We start from the raw sequence: 21,591 nt of genomic DNA, 5'->3' as shown, positions 1-21,591 counted from the left end.
GCTAACAGGAGCCGTGATGGCAGGCATCTTTTCCTATGTATTGAAACCGGGTCTGCCCGCACACCCTGACTCTTCCCAGTATCAGGCGGGTCAATTCAGCAATGTCGTGGCACTGCCGCAGCGAAGCACTTGGGAAGGGGTCCGGCTCTGGTGGGATTTTCTGTTCGCCAAGCCTGATGGCACAGTGCCGGATCGCGCTATCCCGGTGCAGGTCATGACCCGTGAAGGGCTGATGGCCGCCCCGGACAACAGTGTGTGGCGCCTCGGTCACTCCAGTCTGCTGTTCAAATTGCAGGGCAAGTTCTGGCTGACGGATCCCGTGTTCAGCGAGCGCGCCTCGCCGGTGCAATGGTTTGGCCCCAAGCGCTGGCACGCACCGCCCATCACTATGGATGCGTTGCCTCCCATAGAGGCGGTGATCCTCTCCCATGATCACTACGACCACCTCGACCATGACGCCATCCTGGCGCTGCAAGAGAAGGTCAGCCACTTCATCACGCCGCTCGGCGTGGGTGCGCGCCTGGTTGCCTGGGGTGTCCCACAGAACAAGGTCAGGGAGCTGGATTGGTGGCAGAAGGCTCGGGTCGGCGACATTGAGTTCATCGCCACCCCGGCCCAGCACTTCTCCGGCCGTGGCCTTGGCGATGGCAATCAGACCCTTTGGGCCTCCTGGGTCATTCGTGGGGAGGGAACCAATCTCTTCTTTAGCGGTGACAGCGGTTACTTCGATGGCTTCAAGGAGATCGGCAAGCGTTTCGGCCCGTTCGACGTGACCTTCCTCGAGACCGGGGCGTACGACAAGCGCTGGGAGTACGTGCATATGTTGCCGGCGCAGACTGCGCAGGCGTTTCACGATTTACGCGGGCAGTGGCTCTATCCGATCCACAACGGCACCTTCGATCTGGCCATGCATGCGTGGGATGACCCGCTCGAGCAGATAGTCCGCCTGGCTGGCGAGCAGCAAATCCCATTGACCACTCCGGTGATGGGGGAACCCCTGAACATGCTGATCCCTCATGAGGGCAGCGCCTGGTGGCGCGATTGACACATTTTTAAAGCACAGGAGTCGACAATGAACCCAATATCTGCCACCACGCTTGCCCAGGCTGAGGCAAAAGATCAGACGATACAGGTATTTTCCCCGGGGCTGGAGCCTGCAACCCAGGGTGCCAGCGAGTTCTTCGTCGGAGATGTCTATGTCGATCAGCTGTATCAGGGCACGGCGCCCGCCGCCATCTCTGGCGGCCTGGTCAGCTTCACGCCGGGGGCACGCACCGCCTGGCATACCCATCCTTTGGGCCAGACCCTCTACGTGGTCAGCGGGGTAGGGCGGGTGCAGATGGCGGGAGGTCCTGTCCTGGCGATCCGGCCAGGGGATCTGGTCTGGATCCCGGCTGGCGTGAAGCACTGGCATGGTGCGGCACCGGATACTCCCATGACTCACCTGGCGCTGGCAGAACGGCAGGATGGTCAGGTGGTAACCTGGTTGGAACAGGTGAGCGAGGGTGATTATCGCGCCTGCGTCGCCGGGGACCGGGATTGAGCATGCAGGGGAGCAACAGTCAGCCCGCAGCCGGAGCTACACACCTTGGTAGCCAACCCGAACGCGCTCATGCCAAGGAGCTCAGGATCCTGATCATCCTGAGCGCCTTGATGTCGTTTGCCTCCATCTCCACCGACATGTACTTGCCGGCGTTGCCGCAGCTGGTCCATGACTTGAACACCGACATGACCCAGGTCGAACTGACCATCTCGACCTTTCTGATCGGTTTCAGTCTGGGGCAGTTGTTCTGGGGGCCGGCGAGCGATCGCTATGGCCGCCGCCTGCCCATCATGCTCGGTATTGGGCTCTTCATCCTGGGATCAGTGGGCTGTGCCCTGGCCGAGACCGCCCCTCAGATGCTGGTGTGGCGCGTCATTCAGGCCCTGGGGGCTTGCGCGGGGCCCGTGCTGGCCAGGGCCATGGTCCGTGATCTCTATGCCAGGGAGCGGGCGGCCCAGATGCTGTCGACCCTGATCCTGATGATGGCGGTCGCGCCGCTGCTCGGGCCATTGCTCGGGGGGCAACTGCTGCTGTACTGGTCCTGGCGGGGGATCTTCTGGGTGCTGGCCATCATGGGCGTCGTGGCCCTGATCGCCATGCGCTACCTGCCCGAAACCCTGGCGCCATCCAGCCGCAGCCAGGCGCCTCTGGCCATGACAATGAAAGACTATGTCGCCCTCGCGATGGACAGGCGGTTGCTGCGCTATGCCCTGGCTGGCGGCTTTTACTACGGCGGTTGCTACGCCTTTATCGCCGGAACGCCGTTTGCCTACGTCGATTACTACCAGGTGTCGGCGCAGGCCTATGGCTTGCTCTTTGGCGCCAACATCGTGGGGCTGATGGCGCTGAATTTCGTCAATACGCGTCTGGTAGCCAGGTGGGGACCCGAGCGCCTGTTTCGTTATGGCGCCTGGGCTGCCGCCGTCTCCGCTCTCTGGCTGGCCCTCGATGCCTGGTTGGGACTGGGTGGGGTCGCCGGGCTGGCTATACCTATCTTCTGCTACATGTCGGTCAGTGGCTTCATCGTCGCCAACTCGGTGGCCAGCGCCCTGGCGCTCTTCCCGAGACAGGCAGGTGCGGCCTCCTCCCTGGTCGGCGCCATGCATTACGGCAGCGGGGTCTTCAGCGCGGCCCTACTTGGCTGGTGCACCGATGGCACCCCCTGGACCATGGGCTGGATAGTGGCGGTCGGGGGAGTGGGTTGCCTCGTCTTTGCACTTTGGCGAAGAACCGAGCCCGAGGCGTCTTGCGAGCCGATGTCGCAACCCGAGCCGGTGCGATAAGGACGCTTGGCGATGAAGCCATGCGGAAATAGGGGGAGCCAAAGAGATGAAAGCCCCGGTCAGTGCCGTGAAGGCACTGACCGGGACGATGGGGGTATCGTCAGATGTTCTTGTCGAAGAAGGTATCGATCCGGCTCATCGCCTGATCCACGTAGCGAGGCACCCAGTAGGTTTCAATGTGCGTCGCACCCTCGATGAGGAACAGCTCTTTATTGGTGGTGCCGGTGGCTTTCTTGAAGGCGCTTTCCGTCATGTAGCGCGAGTCCGCCTTGGTTCCCGCCATCATCAGCAGCGGTTGATTGATGAGTTCCATGTTGCTCTGGGCATCGAAGTTCATCAGATCGAGCAGGCTACTGGTGGTGTAGCGGAACGTCGAGTTGGGATGGGCATGGGTCTTCCAGTAGTACTCGTAGCCTTGGCGGTACAGCTCGAACGGCAGCTTGGCTATCTGTTCGTCGGTCAGGTTGGCATCGCCGGAGTAGCTCACCTCACCCGTGGTGACCTCCCTGGTGCGGGCATCGGTGGCCTGCTTCAGGCGCTCTTGCACGGTGGCGAGTTGAGAATCCTGATATCCGTTGCGACGCACCAGCCCGGAGTCAAACATGCTCAGGGTCGCCAGGGCCTTGAAACGCTTGTCGGTCTGGGCCGCTTTCAAGGAATAACCGCCACCGCCGCAAATGCCAAGCAGGCCGATGCGTTCCTTGTCAACGCCCGGGTATTGGCTGAGGTAATCCGCCATGCCGTGAATGTCCTCGATGCGGTTTGCCGGTTTATCGACGCTGCGGGGCATGCCTCCGCTGGCCCCCTGGTAGGCGGCGTCCGCCGTGATGGCGATGTAGCCTTGCTCTGCCAGGCGCTGGGCATAGAGGCCCGCGACCTGCTCCTTGACCCCCCCGTTGGGGTGGGCAACGACCACGGCCGGGTAGGTTTTGGCGGGATCATAGTCGGCAGGGGTATAGACATTCGCGGCTATCTGGATGCCATGCAGGTCATATTTCACCGGGTGGAGGTTGACCCTGCCCTGGATGTTTTCGGTGATGGCCCCTTCATAGGCCAGGGTAAACGGATTTTGTCTGTGATCAGCGGCCTGGGCGGTGGCGGCAAAGCCTGCCAGCGCCGTCAGCACCATGGCATTGAGAAAGGTCTTTTTCATGTGGACTCCCGAGGGTAAGAGCGGCCTGGCTCCAGAGGCACGCGGTGGATATTGCCGGACAAGGGTAAGGGGAGGGGGCTGTCAGCCCCATGACGGGGAAATGACAATGCTGTCAGCCAGGTGGGTACTTGGCCTGGATTTCTGACACGGCTGTCAGCTTTCTGTCAGGGGAATGTTGGTAACGAATCAATAGGATGTGGCAATACGAAGTGGTATTCGTCACCCGTCTGGTCATAAAAGGAGTCTCTTATGGAGAGCAAACCAGCAGTGTTTACGCCCGATGCGCCCGCGATGCCGGCGCGACGCAAGTTGCTGATCGCGGGGGCCGGCATGGCCGCGGCCTCGCTGATCCCCCAGGTCAACGGGGCGCAGTCATCCCCACAGTCCCATGGAGGCGTCGCAGGTCAGCAGGGCCAGCCCGTTGCCGGGCCAGGAAGGCGCAAGCTGGGCGGACTTGACGTCTCGGCCATCGGGTTGGGGGTGCAGAACATGAGCCGCAAATATGACACCTCAGTTCCCTGGCGCCCTGAAATGGTCAACATAGTGCGCAGGGCCTTTGATCAGGGGGTGACGTTCTTTGATGCCGCCGAGGCCTATGGTCCCTTCGAGGTGGAACGGATCCTGGGTGAGGCCGTGGCGCCCTTCAGAGACAAGATCGTCATCGCCACCAAGTTTGGCTGGAACATCGATCAACAGACAGGTGAGCGGCGTCCTGGGCTCAACAGTCGGCCCGAGCACATCAAGCAAGTCGTCGAGGGAATGCTCAAGCGCCTGCGCACGGATCGTATCGATCTGCTCTATCAGCACAGGGTCGATCCCCTCGTGCCTATCGAGGATGTTGCCGGTGCGGTGAAAGATCTGATGGATCAAGGGAAGGTGTTGCACTGGGGCCTGTCTGAAATGGGGATCAACACCTTGAAACGCGCCCACGCAGCGCTCCCCGTCACGGCGGTTCAGAGTGAGTATTCGATGTTATGGCGGGGGCCGGAACAGTCTGTGCTGCCGACCTGCGAAGCGTTGGGGATAGGGTTTGTGCCGTGGAGCCCGTTGGGGGTGCAGTTCCTGACCGGCTGGATCGACAAGAATACCCGCTTTGCCCCCGGCGATTTCCGGGGGACGGAATCGCGCTTCGCACCCGAAAATTTGGAGCATAACCTTGGGCTCGTGGCCGTACTGAAAACCTGGGCTGAACGCAAGAGTGCGACGCCCGGACAGATAGCGCTGGCCTGGTTGCTGGCCAGGAAACCTTGGATTGTGCCTATCCCGGGCACCACTAACATGGACCATATGCTGCAAAACACGTCGGCAGCGGCGATCCAGCTGAGCGCTGCCGAGATGACGGAGCTCACCCTATCCCTGGATGCCATCGTCATCAAGGGACAGCGTCTGCCGGACGCGGTGCAGGCCTATTCCGATGTGGAAGCCCCGCTGAAGCGCTGACTTGCTGGCCGATGGCGGGGATGAATGGAGGTAGGGCCCCGTCGGCACCCTGTTCATCCCTGCCATGAGCGTGAGCCCTGGATATAAGGAAGTGGATGCCATGCGTCTGTTGTTGGTAGAGGACGAAGAGAAGACCTCGTCATATCTTTGTCGCGCACTGGGAGAGTCGGGCTTCATGGTCGATGTCTCCGCTGAGGGGCCCGAAGGGCTCCATTTTGCGCTGGAGTACGAGTATGACGCCATTATTCTGGATGTGATGTTGCCTGGCATGGATGGCTATCGGGTGCTGGAGGGGCTTCGCGCGAGCAAGCAGACACCTGTGCTGATGCTCTCAGCGCGCGGATCAGTGGACGAGCGGGTCAAGGGGCTGCGTCTGGGGGCCGATGACTATCTGCCCAAACCTTTCTCGCTCATTGAACTGGTTGCCCGTATTCAGGCCCTGGTGCGCCGTCGCGGGGTCGATGGGGCGGACATCACCCAACTGCAGATCCACGATATGCACCTGGATCTGCTGGCGCGTCGGGTGTCGCGCGCCGGTAATCGGCTGGAACTCACCGCCAAGGAGTTTTCCCTGCTCAGTCTGCTGGCTCGCCATCAGGGGGAGATCCTATCGAAGATGATGATTGCCGAGCAGGTCTGGGATATGAATTTTGACAGTGATGCCAACGTCGTGGAAGTCGCGATAAAACGGCTGCGTGCCAAGATAGATGCGCCTTTCGAGGTCAAGCTGCTGCACACGGTGCGCGGCATGGGCTATGTGCTCGAAGTCAGGCCGGACCTGCACCCTTGAGGGGAGGAAACAAGATGTTCACACGCTCCATCTCCGGACACCTGGCGCTGATGTTTGCCCTGAGTGCCGTCCTGATCGTCTCGGCATCCGGTCTGCTGCTGAGGAGTTCGCTCCATGACTCCTTGCAAAAGCAGATGCACAACGAGTTGTCGTTTCGTGAATCCTTGATGAGCCCCTGGATCAGTGCCCGCACCTCCAGCGAAGGGTGGTCAGTGCTCGCCAGCAAGTTCACTAATCTAGCCAGCTCCGAGGGGAACCGTGTTCACTATTGGATTGTCAGCGATGATCCCCGCTTCAGTGTGGGAGGCATACCGCCATCAGGGGTAGCCTGGGACGCTCTCAAGGAAGGGTTCAACAAATTGCCCGGCGCCTCCGAGGAGGCCTGCTCGCTCTTCCTGTTGGTGAAGACCATACCCGCCAATGGGGAAAGACCCGAGCTGCGCTATGTGGTGTCCATCGACTCGACTCCCTATATGAGCACACTGGACGCATTTACCCGCACGCTGCTGATCATCACTGTCCTTGGCGTGCTGATGGTTGCCTTGCTGGGGTATGGCGTTGCCCGGATTGGTCTGCGCCCTGTGGGGGCCTTGAGTCAGCAGGCCCATCGACTGGCGCCGGGAGACCATGGTCAGCGGCTGGACACAGACGCCTTGCCCGAGGAGCTGCAGCAGTTGGCCTCCTCGTTCAACGGGGTCTTGGCACGTCAGGAGGTGGCATGGCGGCAACTCGAAAGCTTCAATGCCGATGTGGCCCATGAGCTGCGGACCCCTCTCACTAATCTGATTGGCCAGACCCAGCTGGGGTTATCCCGCAGGCGTTCGCCGGAGGAGCTGGTCGACTTGCTCGGCTCCAATCTGGAGGAACTGGAGCGGATGGCGTCCATCGTCAATGACATGCTGTTTTTGTCCCATGCCCATGCGGGTGAGCATGCCTCCCAATTAGAGCGGGTTTCGCTGCGGGAAGAGACCCTCAAGACGGTGGAGTATGTCGAGCCCTCCCTCGCTGAAAAGCGGCTCTCATTACAGTTGGAAGGGGATGTGATCGCTCATATCGACCGGCGTCTGTTCCATCGTTCACTCGCCAATTTACTGGAGAATGCGGCAAGGCACTCACCGCCCCAAGGAACCATCACAGTCAGACTGAGCCAGCGCGAGGAGCAGGCCTGTGTCGCTGTCTCAAACCCCGGTGATCCCATTGCGCCTACCCATCTGTCTCGCCTGTTTGAACGTTTTTACCGGGTTGACTCAGCCAGGGCCCGCAGCGACACCCATCATGGCCTGGGGCTGTCTATTGTCCGGGCGGTGGCGATCATGCACCGGGGAGAGGTATTCGCCCAGAGCGAGGACGGGGTCAATACCTTTGGGCTCACTTTTGCACTGTCCGCACAGAAGGGGCGGGCTCATGAATCAGATCCCGCGCTGGAGAAACGATTGGCACCCTCCATGCCCGGTCTATCCTGACAGGAACGTCAGCTTGAGGTCAGCCTGACGACATCTCGTGCTTGCTAGCATGGCAGTGGTTTAACCCCAAGCTCACTTACTAAAGGGACCTCGTTTCATGTCAGGAAAAATGCGTTATTTCGGTCTGCTGCTGCCTCTTATGAGTTGCGTCGCCATCGCGGCGGAGCAACAAGGTGCAGCCACCGGCATCGTCGTCGCGGGCAGCCAGGCGGCGGTGTACGGTTCGGCGGACAACTTTACCGGCCGGGTCCGGGTCGATCCGCTTTTCACGGCCGACCAGGCTATCCCGGTATCGGGTGCTTACGTCACCTTCGAGCCCGGGGCGCGCTCGGCCTGGCACAGGCACCCGGCAGGGCAACGGCTCATTGTGACCTCGGGGGTCGGGTTGACTCAGCGGGAGGGTCAACCTGTGCAGATCATCCGTCCCGGTGATGTCGTCTCCTGCCCACCCGGGGTCAAGCATTGGCATGGTGCCACCCCCGGCAGTGCGATGACGCATCTGGCGGTGACCGGCATTGTGGACGGCAAGAGCGTTGAATGGATGGAGAAGGTGACAGATGAACAATACCAGGCACATTAAGGCCATCACGGCAGCGGCGCTGCTGCTCCTTGGTACTGGCCTGCCCTGCGGGGTGGCCGCCAATGAGGGCGCCACCCAGGTGAGCCAGCAAGGGTCAGTGACCGATACCCTGACCACGCGCCAACAGGCCATTCCCTTGATCGCCTCGGCGATGGCGACCAGCAACATGAAGAAGCTACGAGATGCCCTCAATCGGGGTCTGGATGCGGGGTTGACGGTGAATGAAGCCAAGGAGGTGCTCGTTCAGCTCTATGCTTATGCCGGTTTTCCTCGCAGTCTGAATGCCTTGAATGAGTTGATGAAGGTTGTCGAGGCCCGCAAGGCTCGGGGCATCAGCGATCCTCTGGGGAAAGAGCCCGTCACCCCCATCCCGGTCGGCGATGAATTGCGCCGAGTGGGGACCGCCAACCAGACCAAGATCTCGGGGGCACCGGTACAGGGTCCGCTCTTTGAGTTTGCCCCAGTGATCAACCAGTACCTGCAGACGCACCTGTTTGGCGATATTTTCGCTCGCGACAACCTGGACTGGCAGAGCCGTGAACTGGCGACGGTGGGGGCATTGGCTTCCATGCCAGGGGTGGAGGCCCAGTTGCTGTCCCATATGCGTGCCAGCCAACGGGTCGGCCTGAGTGCAGGTCAACTGCATCAGGTGGTGCAACTGCTGCGCGAACAAGGCGAAGTCGATGCCGCCACCCGGGCAGAGAAGGCACTGCAGCAGGCGCTGACCGCGACCAAATAGGGCAGTGGACGTCACCAAGGAGCAGGCAGCATGTCAGATCACCATGACCCCACCCGAAGGAAGTTGCTGGCTGCGCTGCCGGGCTTGACGCTGGTGAACCTTCCCCTGGGGCAGGCCATCGCCAGCGCGGAGGCGCGACAACCGAGCGGAGGCACCCTGGTGGCGTATTTCTCTCGAAGCGGCAATACGCGCGTGATCGCGGGGGTGATCCAGCGCACGCTGCAAGCCGATCTGTTCGAGATAGCGCCAGCTAACCCGTATCCGGCGGATTATTTCCAGACCGTCGCGCAGGCGCAGCGTGAGCGGGATCTTGGGCTGACCCCCGCGCTGAAACAGTCCGCCACCATGGCGGGCTATCACACCCTTTATGTCGGCTTTCCCGTCTGGGGGATGACGGTTCCCCCCGTGGTCAAGACCTTCATGAGCGGCCATGATCTGGCGGGTAAGCGGCTCGTTCCTTTCATCACCCACGGAGGTTACGGCATCGGGGATAGCGAGGCGGTACTCGCCAGACTGGCGTCAGGTGCCCGGCGAGATGCACCACTGATCATGGAGTGCGATCAGGAGAGGCGAACGACCGAGACAGTAGCCCGGTGGCTGGAGGCCAGAGGGACTTGATCTCATCTTTGGGCGAGGCAGACAGGTCATCGTCGTGATGGCGATAGGTAACGTTCATTACATAAACAAGATTGAGGCTTGATGCCAAACAAGGGAATACAACCATGAAGAGACGCTGTAAATCGTTGCTGTTCTGTATGCTGGCGGGGGCGCTGGTAGCGTCCGCTCATGCCGAACACCTTGCTCTCCAGGAGCAAGGCAGTTTTGCTGCGGGCGGTTCCGTCGTCACCGCACCCGGCACCTTCGACCCCAAGAAACCACTGGAGCCTGCCGGTCAGACCTACCATGGGGATCACGCCAGCGTCTTCTATCAGATCCCGTCCAACCCGCACAAATATCCGATCGTCATGCTTCACGGCGCTGGTCAGTCTTCCCGTACCTGGCAGACCACGCCGGATGGCCGAGAAGGTTTCCAGACCCTGTTCCTGCGCCGGGGGTTTGCGACCTATCTGGTCGATCAACCCCGTAGAGGCAGCGCGGGTCGTAGCACGGTAGAGGGGACAGTGGCCCCCAAGCCGGATGAGCAGTTGTGGTTCAATCAGTTCCGTCTTGGCGTCTGGCCGGATTATTTCAAAGACGTCCAGTTTTCTCAGGATCAAGCGGTGCTGAACCAGTATTTCCGCCAGATGACACCCAACACCGGGCCCTTTGATGTCAATGTCATCGCCGATGCCATGGCGGCTGTGGTGGACAAGAGTGGTCCGGCCATCCTGTTCACCCACTCTCAGGGGGGCGGACCTGGCTGGCATACCGCCATAAAAAGCAACAAGGTGAAGGCCATAGTCGCGTTCGAACCAGGCAGTGGCTTTGTCTTCCCTGAGCAGGCGTTGCCAGCCCCTATGCCTAGTGCGTTCGATACCCTGAAGGGGGAGCCGGTGACAATGGCGCAGTTCATGAGCCTGACCAAGATCCCGGTGCTGATCCTGTATGGCGACAACATCCCAGACAAACCGACTGCCATGCCCGCCCAGGACAGCTGGCGAGTACGGCTGGCGATGGCCCGCCAATGGCGGGATCTGGTCAACCAGCAAGGAGGGGATGTCACTGTGGTTCATCTGCCCGAAATCGGCATCAAGGGCAACACCCACTTCCCCTTCTCCGATCTGAACAATGTGCAGATCGCCGATCTGGTGAGCCAGTTCCTGAAAGAGAAAGGTCTGCAATAACCACGGGAGACAGCAAGGGTGATGACGCGATTCATGAAAATTGCTAATAAACCCTAGCAAGATCCCGGGTCTAATCTCGTCATTCCCCTTGCGTTATGCTGGGCACACATTGTTGGAAGGATATAGTCATGCACACAGTCAGACTCAATAACGGTATAGAGATGCCCCTGCTGGGCTTTGGTGTCTTTCAGATGACAGACGCGGCAGAGTGCGAGCGTGCCGTCATCGAGGCCATCGACACCGGCTATCGGCTGATCGATACCGCCGCCTCCTATCAGAATGAGACCCAGGTCGGGAACGGGATCAGGCAGAGCGGCATCGTGCGCAACGAACTCTTTGTCACCACCAAGCTCTGGTTGCAAGACGCCAGCTACGAGGGAGCCAAGGCGCAGTTCGAGCGCTCCTTGAATCGTCTGCAGCTTGATTATGTGGATCTCTATCTCATCCATCAGCCCTACGGGGATGTCCACGGCGCCTGGCGGGCGATGGAGGAGTTGCTGCAAGCCGGCAAGATCCGGGCAATCGGCGTCAGCAACTTCCAGCCGGATCGGCTGGCGGATCTCATGGCGTTCAACAAGGTGGTGCCTGCCGTCAACCAGATAGAGGTGAACCCCTTCAATCAGCAGCTGCATGCCGCACCCTGGATGCAGAGTCGACTCATACAGCCACAGGCGTGGGCCCCCTTCGCAGAGGGCAGAAATGGTCTGTTCCAGCACCCGGTGCTGACCGCCATCGGCGCGAAACGGGGGAAGAGCGTGGGGCAAGTCGTGCTGCGCTGGATCTTCCAGCGCGGCATAGCGTCGCTGGCCAAGTCGGTGCGCAAGGAGAGGATGAAGGAAAACCTCGATATCCTCGACTTCGAGCTCAGTCAGGATGAGATAGTGCAGATAGCCGCGCTGGATACGGCAACCAGTGCCTTCTTCTCTCACCGCGACCCCGCCATGGTGGAATGGTTGACCCAGCGCAAGCTCGACGTCTGACAAGGGCAATCAGCCGAAGGGTGGGCCAAGGAAGTAAAACTACCAAACCTCAGCACTATACCTTTTGTTACCTTTGACTAACCCATCAGGCTAGAGGAGAGACCCGACAACCAAGCGGAATTGTTCGATGAACGAACAGGAGAAAAAGTCAGCTATTTGCTTCATTTTCGTGGCAAATTCGACTTTACATCACATTAGAATTTGCCCTACCAAGCTGGCCGCATCCTGTTGCCGCTAAAGATCACATAGATGCGGCTTCCTTAAGCATCAATGAAACGAGCTGGCGTCATTTGCAAGTTTAGTGGCGGCTTTTGCATATCATACCTGCCTGGTGCTGCATAAACTCCTTGCATGCCTCGTGAAGACGAGTGAGACGATCCACATCACCAAGGAGTTTGTCATGTCCAATCAAGTTGCTCTCATTACCGGTGGTGCCACCGGCATCGGTAAAGCCACCGCCCTCAAATTGGCTAGCCAAGGCATCAGCGTGATCATCAGCGGCCGCCGCCAAGAGCTGGGTGATGCAGCCGTCGTTGAGATCGCTGCGGTAGCCCAAGGCGGTGCAGAAGTTCGCTTCATTCAGAACGATGTTTCCGACGAAGCGGCCGTCAAAGCCATGATCGATGGCATCGTTGCCGAATTCGGTCGGCTCGACATGGCTGTCAACAATGCGGGTATCTTCAACGAATATTGCTCGCTGGATCAGTCAGGTACACAGCACTTCCGCGACATGCTAGATATCAACGTCGTCGGCCTGTATTTCTGCATGAAGTACGAGATAGCCCAAATGCGTAAGCAGGGTCAGGGGGCGATTGTGAACCTGGCCTCGATAGCCGGTCTGAACGGTATTCCTTGGGGTGGTACCTACGCAGCGACCAAGCATGCCGTCGTGGGGCTGACCAAATCTGCTGCACTGGATCATGCAGCCGAAGGCATTCGCATTAACGCGGTCGCACCGGGGGCGATCCGCACAGACATCATCGCCGATCAGTTGAACAACAATTTGGCCGAACTCGAGGCGATGCACCCAATGCACCGTGTTGGTAAACCGGAAGAGATTGCCAACGGTATCTTCTGGTTGCTCTCGGGGCAATCCAGTTTTGTCACTGGCCACATCCTCAATGTGGATGGCGGCTTCCAGGCGAAATAAAACGATGAGAACTCCGGTGGCAGACAAAATAAAGCTTCCCGATGCGTTCTGGGAAGGCATCAAACGAGTGGGCCTGGCGCGGGCCGACATTGTTCGGGAGGCGCGGATCTCGCTTGCCGTAATACGCGATCAGGTTCCGCTCTCCACAGCACAGTTCTTCGCTGTGTGGCAGGTGCTGGTTGAACTCAGTCAAGACCCTGCGATTGGTCTGCGAATTGCCACCGGACTGGAGGGGGCCGTGATGCCCCCCTCCTTCATGGCGGCCTACCATGCGCGTGATTTTCGCGATGCTTTGCAGCGTGTAGCGCGCTTCAAGCGTCTGTGTGCACCAGAGGATGTGTGTATCGATGAACATGGAGAGCGTTGCGAGATCATCGTGACCTGGATACATGCTGAGAGCCTGACTGCACCACCCGCCCTGGTGGATGCTACGCTCGCTTCGCTGATGGAGCTGGGGCGAAGAGGCACGGGGACGCACCTAGCTGCGCTATCGGTTGAACTGATGCGCCCAGAAAATGCCCGCGCCGACTACGAGCAGTATTTCGGTTGCCATGTGCGCTTCGGTGCAAAACGGGATTGTTTGGTTTTCCACCGTGCAGACCTTGACAAGCTTTTCGTGAGTTACAACGCCGAGTTGCTCGAGATCCTGATCCCGGTGCTGGATCGCAGACTGGAGCAACAGTGTCACAGTGCCACGCTGGCCGAGCAGATCCGCTGGGTCTTGCGGCGTCGGCTCACTGCAGGTCGTCCTGACGTCCGTTCCGTGGCCGGTGAGTTGGCAATGAGTGAACGCTCCTTGCAGCGTAAGTTGACCGATGAAGGGCTGACTTTCCAGACCCTACTCAGTGAAACGCGCCATCAGCTGGCACTAGAGTATCTGGCTGATCCCGCGTTCGCAGTGATCGATGTTGCCTACATGCTTGGCTACGAAGATCAGAACTCCTTCTTCCGCGCTTTCCGGCAATGGGAAACGCTGACACCGACGGCATGGCGCTCCCGGCACATGGCACAAAATGCAGCACACATCGAGTAACAACTATGATCCCCGTCGAACTCAATGAACAGGTCCAAACCACGGTACTCCACTACTTTGCTGGCGAAAGACAGGAAATGCTGCTGATCGTGGGCGGTTCGCTGTTGTTCAGCGCATTGTCGCTCTGGCTTTGGTGGGCAACCCGAACCAATTTTGCCGCCACCTTCGCGCTGACAGTCATTGCCACGGCGATCCTCTTCTCTGCCACGGCGCTTTCGCTCTCTGTCCGTGATCGTGGCTTGTCGGCTTCGCTGGTATATGCGTTGGACACACCACAGCAGGGAACCATGTTGGCCGTCGAACGAGAACGTATTGCCGTGGTGGTGTCGAAGTACCCCTACTACCGCCATGCCTCCGGCGTGATTACGTTGATCGCACTGCTCGGGCTCGCACTTTCCTCGCGCGACTGGGTACATGGCCTGGCTGCCGGGTTATTGCTGCTCGTCGTCGCGCAGGTGTTGATCGACCACTATTCCGAGCGGCGTGCTACCCACCATCTCAATCGACTGGATGCTTACGCGGCGGAGCTGGCGTCTTCTGCCAGTTAATTGGCGCGTTATGCCTGTTTTGGCTCGCATCAAACCGGCACCATTGCGGCAAGTGATTCCGGGTATGTTGCCTCGAACACGCGTAATCAAAGGTGCTCAACATGTCACAAGTCTGGTTCATTACTGGTAGTTCTCGCGGCCTGGGCCGCTCGATTGCGGAAGCTGCGCTGGCGGCTGGGCATCGGGTGGTCGCCACGGCACGTAACCCGCAGCAGCTTGACGATCTGGTCACTCGCTATGGCGAGGCTGTGTATCCGCTGACACTCGATGTCACCGACTACGCTCAGGCCGTGCGCACGATTGAGGCCGCTATTGCACATTTTGGCCGGATCGATGTGGTGGTCAATAATGCGGGATACGGCGATCTCGCGTCGGTCGAGGACGTTCGCTTGGAGGAGTTCAAGGCCCAGATCGACACCAACTTCTATGGTGTAGTTCATGTCACCAAGGCGGTGATCCCCTTCCTGCGCCAGCAGGGCAGCGGCCATATTTTTCAGGTGTCCTCCATTGGCGGACGACTCGCTTCGGTCGGGCTGACAGCCTATCAGGCTGCGAAATGGGCCGTAGGCGGTTTCTCACTGGGTGTGGCACAGGAAGTCGCGCCGTTTGGCGTCAAGGTCACGGTGCTGGAGCCCGGCGGCATGCGCACGGATTGGGCCGGCGATTCGATGACGATCCCGCCAATCAGTGAGCCATACCAGCAAACGGTCGGTGTTTTTGCTGATATGTTGCGCAAAATGTCAGGGAGTGAGTCCTCAGATCCGGATAAGGTTGCAGCTATCGTGCTTGGAATGGCCCAGCGAGAAGATGCTCCAACCCGCCTTCTGATTGGAGCAGATTCAGCCCAATATGCCTTATTACTGGCAACCAACATGGCGGAGTCGGACCAGCAATGGCACGACATTAGCATTTCGGCCGAAGCCATTGATGCGGAGCCTGCTCAGTATGCCGAGCGACTAGCAAGCAGGGTGGCAGAGCTTGACCAGAAGTAACACGTTGTTGAATCGAGGGGGCTACAAATTGCGGCCCCTATCCTTTCACGCATGAACCGGAGGCTAACCATGAAAGTCCTGATCTTTGGTGCCAGCGGCATGGTCGGCCAGGGGGTGCTGCACGAATGCCTGGCAGCGCCTGATGTCAGCCAGATTACGGCTGTGGGCCGTGCACCATTAGAACCATCGCATTCAAAGCTTCAACAAGTGGTACTGACGGACTTGGCTGCGCTGGATACCGTGAACGCTGATCTGGAAGGCTATGATGCCTGTTTCTTCTGTCTGGGAGTCTCATCTTCCGGGATGAGTGAAGAGGCGTACCGGAAGATCACTTACGATCTGACGCTGCATGTTGCTAGTCTACTGGTTAGGTTGAATCCGGAGATGACGTTTGTGTATGTTTCCGGCGCGGGGACGGACAGCAGCGAAATGGGGCGCAGCATGTGGGCGCGGGTCAAGGGTAAAACTGAAAACGCGCTACAGGAGCTGCCGTTTCGGGGAGTCTATCTGTTTCGCCCTGGAATCATTCAACCCCTGCATGGTATTCAGTCAAAAACCCAGACTTACCGGCGTTTCTACAGCATCGTCAGTCCCTTGTTATCGTTAATCCGGCGCGTGTTTCCTGGCTCCATCATGACGACTGACGACATCGGTCGGGCCATGCTCAATGCCGTACGACGCAATGGTGGACGCATGGTAGTAGAGGCGAAGGATATTGTCCGGCTGTCTCGTGCCAGCCTGCTTAATAACACCTGAAGTATAGAAAAAAGTTGACTTTCCATTCCACAAACAGGGAGCACAATGCCCACGGTCGGAGATGGGAGGCATCATGCCCGCAAGCGCACTGCGTCCAGGAACAGCCGAAAGGCGGGAGAGTTCTGGCGTCGGCTGGGGTAGTAGAGGTGATACCCGGGGAAACGTGGGCAATAGGGGGCCAGTACCGAGATCAGCGCCCCAGTGGCCAGATGGGGTTCAGCCATGTCTGAAGGCAGATAAGCCAGGCCGTGACCTGCCAGCGCGGCGCGCAGTATGGGCGTGCCTGTGTTGAAGGTGCACTGACCCTGTACATGGGCCTTGATGGGTTGGCCATCTTGCTCAAACTCCCACAGCATCAGGTTGTCATAGGTGGGCAGCCTCAGGCCGATGCATTGATGATCCGCCAGATCCTGAATGGTATGCGGGGCCGGGTTGCGGGAGAGATAGTCGGGGGAGGCCACCACGACTATCTGCATATCCTGGCTGATACGCACCGCAATCATGTCTTTCTCCACCTGTTCCCCCAACCGGATCCCCGCATCAAATTTCTGCTCGACTATGTTGGTCAGTCCGTAGTTGATATCGATTTCTACCTGAATGTCCGGGTACTCCTTGAGCAGTGGCGATATGCGCGGCCACAGGAAGGTATCTGCCGCATGCTCGGCGGTAGTGATACGGATCAAGCCTGCGGGTTTGTCCTTGAGCTCATTGAGCGCCGAGAGCTCATCCTCGATCCCCTCAAAATGCGGCTGCAGGCGCTCGAGCAGCCGCTCGCCTGCCAGGGTGGGGGAGACGCTGCGCGTGGTCCGGGTCAACAGCCGAATGCCCAGTCGCTCCTCCAGCCCCCTCATGGCGTGGCTCAACGCGGACTGGGATACCCCCAGGTGAGCCGCCGCGCGAGTAAAGCTGCCTTCTCTTGCCACCGCCATGAAGGAGATCAAGTCGTTGTAGTTGGTTTTTGCCATGAATTGCCCTGCCGAAGGTGGTGATAGGGGGGAGGTGCGTGCCGGCAGGGTAACCGCCGACTCTGCATTATTACTAGCGCAAATTAATGAAATTTTCTCATAAACCCAATCTGATTATCCCGTCTAATCATGTTATCCAACAACCAGTACACTGCCGCCACTGAACACCACTAGGTGCTCACTGCATTACCGCCATGGGGCGGTGCACAGCGAAACCATGCCTAGCACGACACAGTGTCCCTGGAATGGCCGACAAGGAGATGTCGATCTGGCCTGTGGGCCTTCCACTATTGACGATATGAGAATGATGATGAAACACGCAATCACACTGCTGGCCTTCTTCGGCCTGATGAGTTCCCCGCTGGCCATGGCCGCCATCCCTGCCAAGATCAACGCTATCCCCGGCGCTCTGATCGTGAACTGGCAGCCCCAAGACACCGGACAGCGCATGGGAGATGCCCTGGAGGTATACAACGATACCGGCGATCTGCTGGCACGGGTTCCGGCCAAGATGTCGGGCCAGCAGCGGGTCCTGCTGCCCGCAAAGACACAGGGTGATCTGCGCCTGAGTCTGGGCGGCGAACAGGCGCAGTTTCGCGTGCCGTTCGGTTTTGGTGGCGGTCAGGAATAAGCCGCTCATTCCCTTTGTGCTTCGTTTTGCGGGCAGGCTTCGTCTGCTGGGCCTGCCCGCATTTTTGCTGCCATAAGCAGAACTGACCAGAATATGTCCCCCTTATTTTCAGATCGGATGAATCCATCCGCTCTCGTCGAACTTCCCCATCAATGGACTATGTGAATATGACTGCCAGAACAGGTTTTACTGCGCGGCGTGCGGCGCCCTATCTGGTGGCCTTCTCGGTGGCATCTGCCCTGGGGGCTGCCCTCTATACCCACCAGAGTCAGGCCGAGGCGCCCGTTGTGGTCGAGGCTGCTGTACCTGTCTCCGTGAGCAGGATAATGTCCAACCGCGTCAAGCTGTGGGAGGAGTTCTCCGGCCGGTTGGAATCGGTGGAACGGGTGGAGCTCAGGCCCCGAGTGGCCGGCACCATACAGGGGATCCACTTTCAGGAAGGGGCATTGGTTGCGCGCGGCGATCTGCTGATCACCATAGACCCAGCCCCGTACGCAGCCCAGGTGGCCCAGGCCGAGGCGGTGGTCGAGGCTGCGCGTGCTCGGCTGGCTCAGGCGGGATCTGATCTGACGCGTGCGCAGCGGCTGATTGCCTCCAGCGCCATCGCTCAGCGGGATCTCGATCAGCTGCACAACGCCAAGCTGGAAGCCGTTGCCAACTTGCGCGGCGCCGAGGCGAGCCTGCAAGCGGCCCGGCTCAACCTCGATTACACCCGGGTTACGGCGCCCATCTCGGGGCGGATTGGCCGCCTCGACATCACAGTGGGCAACCAGGTGGCGGCGGGACCGACGGCCCCTGTCATGAGTACTCTGGTCTCGGTGTCCCCCATCTATGCCAGCTTCGATGTGAGCGAGGCGACCCTGGAGCGGTTACAGGTGTCGCGCGAACAGATCAGTGACACCCCGGTACAGCTTGGCACCAGTGGGATGACGGGCACACCACTGGAGGGGCGTCTGCAATTTATCGACAACCAGGTGGACGCCGGCAGCGGCACCCTCAGGGTACGCGCCACTCTGGATAACCGGGACGGCAGTCTGACCCCTGGTCAGTTTGCCAGGATCAGGCTGGGATCCTCCCGTCAGGTCGACGCCTTGCTGGTGAGCGAGCGGGCTATCGGCTCGGATCAGAGCAAACAATTCGTCATGGTGGTGGGCGAGGGGAACCGCGCCGAGTACCGCGAGGTGAGCCTTGGCATGAGTGTCGAGGGTGAGCGTATCGTCACCCGTGGCCTGCAGCCCGGGGAGCGAGTCATCGTCAATGGTCTGCAGCGGGTACGCCCCGGCACACTGCTGGCGCCCAACCAGATTGAGCCCACTGCACTCACGACCACCCAAGCCCGGACGGCCAGTCGCGGCTGATGGCCGCGTCGTTGCATCAGAGTCAAACCATGAATATTTCAAAGTTCTTCATCGACCGGCCCATCTTCGCCGGCGTTATCTCCATCCTGTTCGTGCTGGCGGGACTGGTAGCAGTCAATGCTCTGCCCATCTCCGAGTATCCCGAGGTGGTGCCGCCCCAGGTGGTCGTGCGGGCGACCTACCCGGGAGCCAGTCCTACGGTGATCGCCGAATCGGTGGCCATGCCGCTCGAGGAGTCCATCAACGGGGTTGAGGGGATGATCTACATGGGCAGCCAGTCCACCACGGATGGCACCATGACCCTGACCGTCACCTTCCGTCTTGGAACGGATCCGGACAAGGCTCAGCAACTGGTGCAAAACCGGGTGGCTCAGGCCGAGGCGCGCCTGCCCGAGGAGGTGCGTACCCTGGGGGTGACCACGGTCAAGGCGAGCCCGGATCTCACCATGGTGGTGCACCTGGTGTCACCGGAGGATCGCTATGACATCGACTACCAGCGCAATTATGCGCTGCTCAATGTGCGTGACCGATTGGCCCGGATCCAGGGGGTGGGGGACGTGGCCATCTTTGGTGGTGGGGAATATGCCATGCGGATCTGGCTCGATCCCGACAAGGTGGCCGCCCGTGGCCTCGCGGCCAGCGATGTGGTAGCGGCGCTGCGTGAGCAGAACATTCAGGCGGCGGCCGGGGTGGTCGGCGGTTCGCCGGCGCTGCCGGGTACCGAGCTGCAGCTCTCCGTCAATGCCCGGGGCCGGCTGCAGAGCGTGGAGGAGTTTGGCGATATCATCGTCAAGTCGGGCAGCGGCGGCGCGGTGACGCACCTGCGTGACATCGCCCGTATCGAGCTCGGAGCGGCCGACTACTCGGTGCGTTCGAAACTCAACAACCAGCCGGCGGTCGGCATCGGCATCCACCAGGCACCGGGCGCCAACGCATTGCAGATCTCCGACGAGGTGCGCAGCACCATGAGCCAGATAGCCAAGGCCATGCCCCAAGGGCTCGAGTATCGTATCGCCTACGATCCGACCCAGTTCGTGCGCGCCTCCATCGACTCTGTGGTACACACCCTGCTCGAGGCGATCGCCCTGGTGGTACTGGTGGTTATCCTGTTCCTGCAGACTTGGCGCGCTTCCATCATCCCGCTGCTGGCGGTGCCTGTCTCCATCATAGGGACCTTCGCCGTCATGCTGCTGTTTGGCTTCTCCCTCAATGCGTTGACCCTGTTTGGGCTGGTGTTGGCGATAGGAATAGTGGTGGATGACGCCATCGTGGTGGTGGAGAACGTCGAGCGCAATATCGAGGCGGGGTTGTCACCGCGCCTGGCGACCTACCGCGCCATGCGGGAAGTATCCGGCCCCATCATCGCTATTGCCCTGGTGTTGTCTGCGGTATTCGTGCCGTTGGCCTTCATCACCGGGCTGACCGGCCAGTTCTATCGCCAGTTTGCCCTGACCATCGCCATCTCCACCGTCATCTCGGCCATCAATTCTCTCACTCTCTCGCCGGCGCTGGCGGCTCTGCTGCTCAAGGGGCATGACGAGCCCAAGGATGCGCTGACCCGAGGCATGGAGCGGCTTTTCGGTCCACTGTTTGCTCGCTTTAACCGCGGTTTCGAGCGCGGCGCCCGCGTCTATGGTGCTGGCGTGCAGGGGATCTTACGACGCAAGGCCCCGACGCTGCTGTTGTTTGCTGGCCTGCTGGTGCTGACCTATGGCTTGTTCCAGAGCGTGCCCGGGGGCTTTGTGCCTTCCCAGGACAAGCAGTACTTGATTGGGTTCGCCCAACTGCCGGATGGCGCCACCCTGGATCGTACCGACAGGGTGATCGAGCGGATGGGGGAGATCATGGCCAACAACGAGAACGTGGAGGGGACCCTGGCTTTCACCGGACTCTCAATCAACGGCTTCACCAACAGCCCTAATGCCGGGGTGGTGTTCGCCATGCTCAAGCCGTTCGAACAGCGCACGCGCGCCGATCAAAGCGGCATGGCGGTGGCGGCACAGTTGAACCAGGCTTTCGCCGGCATCGAGGAGGCGGTGGTGGTGATGTTCCCTCCACCCCCCGTACAGGGGCTTGGCACCACGGGAGGCTTCAAGCTGCAGCTCGAGCATCGCGGCGGGCTCGGGTATGGGGAGATGGATGAGGCGGTGCAAGGCTTCCTGGCCAAGGCGGCCCAGGCCCCGGAGCTGGTCGGGCTCTTCAGTAGTTGGCAGATCAATGTGCCGCAGCTCTTTGCCGACATCGACCGCACCCGTGCCCATCAGCTCGGGGTGGAGGTGACCGACATCTTCAACACGCTGCAGGTCTACCTTGGCTCGCTTTATGTGGGGAGCCCGCAGAATTCGGAAAAAATCGTACGCTAAGGTTTTCCGGGCATCCGTAAGGGCCGAAACTTCCCGTCTT

The 21,591-nt window shown here is 59.9% G+C and carries 21 protein-coding genes; 19 read left to right on the top strand and 2 right to left on the bottom strand.

Annotated features, from left to right (window positions below; all coding sequences use genetic code 11):
* The first annotated feature begins 16 nt into the window (after positions 1-16).
* Genes PG898_RS19770 through PG898_RS19760 form a run of 3 tightly spaced genes read left to right on the top strand, consistent with a single transcriptional unit; the run spans position 17 to position 2,826 of the window.
* Entirely contained in the window at positions 17-1,045 is a 1,029-nt protein-coding gene (locus tag PG898_RS19770) for an MBL fold metallo-hydrolase (protein ID WP_049637331.1), read from the top strand.
* A 27-nt stretch (positions 1,046-1,072) separates the two neighbouring features.
* Positions 1,073-1,543, top strand: a complete 471-nt coding sequence (locus PG898_RS19765) for a (R)-mandelonitrile lyase (RefSeq protein WP_049637332.1) — start codon at positions 1,073-1,075, stop codon at positions 1,541-1,543.
* Between the two features lie 2 nt (positions 1,544-1,545).
* Positions 1,546-2,826, top strand: a complete 1,281-nt coding sequence (locus PG898_RS19760; protein ID WP_049637333.1) for a Bcr/CflA family multidrug efflux MFS transporter — start codon at positions 1,546-1,548, stop codon at positions 2,824-2,826.
* Positions 2,827-2,926: 100 nt separating this feature from the next.
* Here PG898_RS19760 and PG898_RS19755 read toward each other — a convergent pair whose 3' ends face one another.
* Positions 2,927-3,979 carry an alpha/beta hydrolase gene (locus PG898_RS19755; protein ID WP_049637334.1) on the bottom strand — a complete coding sequence of 351 codons (1,053 nt, stop codon included), beginning with the start codon at positions 3,977-3,979 and terminating at the stop codon, positions 2,927-2,929.
* Between the two features lie 249 nt (positions 3,980-4,228).
* Between PG898_RS19755 and PG898_RS19750 the strand changes: the two genes are divergently transcribed.
* The 13 genes from PG898_RS19750 (at position 4,229) to PG898_RS19690 (ending at position 16,234) form a co-directional block, all read left to right on the top strand.
* On the top strand, positions 4,229-5,419 hold the full coding sequence (locus PG898_RS19750; protein WP_233265319.1) for an aldo/keto reductase: 1,191 nt from the start codon (positions 4,229-4,231) through the stop codon (positions 5,417-5,419).
* Positions 5,420-5,519: 100 nt separating this feature from the next.
* Complete coding sequence (locus PG898_RS19745; RefSeq protein ID WP_049637335.1) at positions 5,520-6,209, top strand: heavy metal response regulator transcription factor; 690 nt, start codon at positions 5,520-5,522, stop codon at positions 6,207-6,209.
* A 14-nt stretch (positions 6,210-6,223) separates the two neighbouring features.
* The gene (locus PG898_RS19740) at positions 6,224-7,672 is read left to right on the top strand and encodes a heavy metal sensor histidine kinase (protein ID WP_049637336.1); all 1,449 of its coding nucleotides are present in this window, start codon (positions 6,224-6,226) and stop codon (positions 7,670-7,672) included.
* A gap of 97 nt (positions 7,673-7,769) precedes the next feature.
* Positions 7,770-8,252, top strand: coding sequence for a (R)-mandelonitrile lyase (locus tag PG898_RS19735; protein WP_049637337.1), 483 nt, complete (start codon positions 7,770-7,772; stop codon positions 8,250-8,252).
* Positions 8,230-8,991 carry a carboxymuconolactone decarboxylase family protein gene (locus PG898_RS19730; protein WP_049637338.1) on the top strand — a complete coding sequence of 254 codons (762 nt, stop codon included), beginning with the start codon at positions 8,230-8,232 and terminating at the stop codon, positions 8,989-8,991. The genes PG898_RS19735 and PG898_RS19730 overlap by 23 nt, the downstream gene beginning before the upstream one ends.
* A 30-nt stretch (positions 8,992-9,021) precedes the next feature.
* Positions 9,022-9,609 carry a flavodoxin gene (locus PG898_RS19725; RefSeq protein WP_049637339.1) on the top strand — a complete coding sequence of 196 codons (588 nt, stop codon included), beginning with the start codon at positions 9,022-9,024 and terminating at the stop codon, positions 9,607-9,609.
* A gap of 104 nt (positions 9,610-9,713) precedes the next feature.
* Complete coding sequence (locus PG898_RS19720; RefSeq protein WP_049637340.1) at positions 9,714-10,775, top strand: alpha/beta hydrolase; 1,062 nt, start codon at positions 9,714-9,716, stop codon at positions 10,773-10,775.
* Positions 10,776-10,903: 128 nt separating this feature from the next.
* Positions 10,904-11,755 carry an aldo/keto reductase gene (locus tag PG898_RS19715; protein WP_049637341.1) on the top strand — a complete coding sequence of 284 codons (852 nt, stop codon included), beginning with the start codon at positions 10,904-10,906 and terminating at the stop codon, positions 11,753-11,755.
* A gap of 400 nt (positions 11,756-12,155) precedes the next feature.
* Positions 12,156-12,905 carry an SDR family NAD(P)-dependent oxidoreductase gene (locus PG898_RS19710; RefSeq protein WP_049637354.1) on the top strand — a complete coding sequence of 250 codons (750 nt, stop codon included), beginning with the start codon at positions 12,156-12,158 and terminating at the stop codon, positions 12,903-12,905.
* 16 nt (positions 12,906-12,921) lie between these two features.
* Positions 12,922-13,938, top strand: coding sequence for an AraC family transcriptional regulator (locus PG898_RS19705; protein WP_199252966.1), 1,017 nt, complete (start codon positions 12,922-12,924; stop codon positions 13,936-13,938).
* A 5-nt stretch (positions 13,939-13,943) separates the two neighbouring features.
* Positions 13,944-14,486, top strand: coding sequence for a hypothetical protein (locus tag PG898_RS19700; RefSeq protein ID WP_049637343.1), 543 nt, complete (start codon positions 13,944-13,946; stop codon positions 14,484-14,486).
* A gap of 101 nt (positions 14,487-14,587) precedes the next feature.
* Positions 14,588-15,478: an SDR family NAD(P)-dependent oxidoreductase gene (locus tag PG898_RS19695; RefSeq protein ID WP_049637344.1), complete on the top strand. Its 891-nt coding sequence runs from the start codon at positions 14,588-14,590 to the stop codon at positions 15,476-15,478.
* A gap of 69 nt (positions 15,479-15,547) precedes the next feature.
* Positions 15,548-16,234 (top strand): NAD-dependent epimerase/dehydratase family protein, encoded by a 687-nt coding sequence (locus tag PG898_RS19690; protein WP_049637345.1) that lies wholly within the window; start codon positions 15,548-15,550, stop codon positions 16,232-16,234.
* Positions 16,235-16,305: 71 nt separating this feature from the next.
* Here the strand turns inward: PG898_RS19690 and PG898_RS19685 are convergent, their stop codons facing one another.
* A complete protein-coding gene (locus tag PG898_RS19685; RefSeq protein WP_049637346.1) occupies positions 16,306-17,199 on the bottom strand; it encodes a LysR family transcriptional regulator in 894 nt (297 codons plus the stop codon).
* A gap of 310 nt (positions 17,200-17,509) precedes the next feature.
* Between PG898_RS19685 and PG898_RS19680 the strand changes: the two genes are divergently transcribed.
* The 3 genes from PG898_RS19680 (at position 17,510) to PG898_RS19670 (ending at position 21,551) form a co-directional block, all read left to right on the top strand.
* Positions 17,510-17,830, top strand: coding sequence for a hypothetical protein (locus tag PG898_RS19680; RefSeq protein WP_233265320.1), 321 nt, complete (start codon positions 17,510-17,512; stop codon positions 17,828-17,830).
* A gap of 167 nt (positions 17,831-17,997) precedes the next feature.
* Positions 17,998-19,188 carry an efflux RND transporter periplasmic adaptor subunit gene (locus PG898_RS19675; RefSeq protein ID WP_080988769.1) on the top strand — a complete coding sequence of 397 codons (1,191 nt, stop codon included), beginning with the start codon at positions 17,998-18,000 and terminating at the stop codon, positions 19,186-19,188.
* Between the two features lie 29 nt (positions 19,189-19,217).
* Positions 19,218-21,551 (top strand): efflux RND transporter permease subunit, encoded by a 2,334-nt coding sequence (locus PG898_RS19670; protein WP_080988770.1) that lies wholly within the window; start codon positions 19,218-19,220, stop codon positions 21,549-21,551.
* Positions 21,552-21,591 lie beyond the last annotated feature (40 nt).

Origin of the sequence: Aeromonas sp. QDB31 (assembly GCF_027707605.1) — a bacterium.
Lineage (GTDB): Bacteria > Pseudomonadota > Gammaproteobacteria > Enterobacterales > Aeromonadaceae > Aeromonas > Aeromonas media.
The sequence above is the reverse complement of the archived record's forward strand: the minus strand, read 5'-3'. Positions and strand labels throughout refer to the sequence as shown.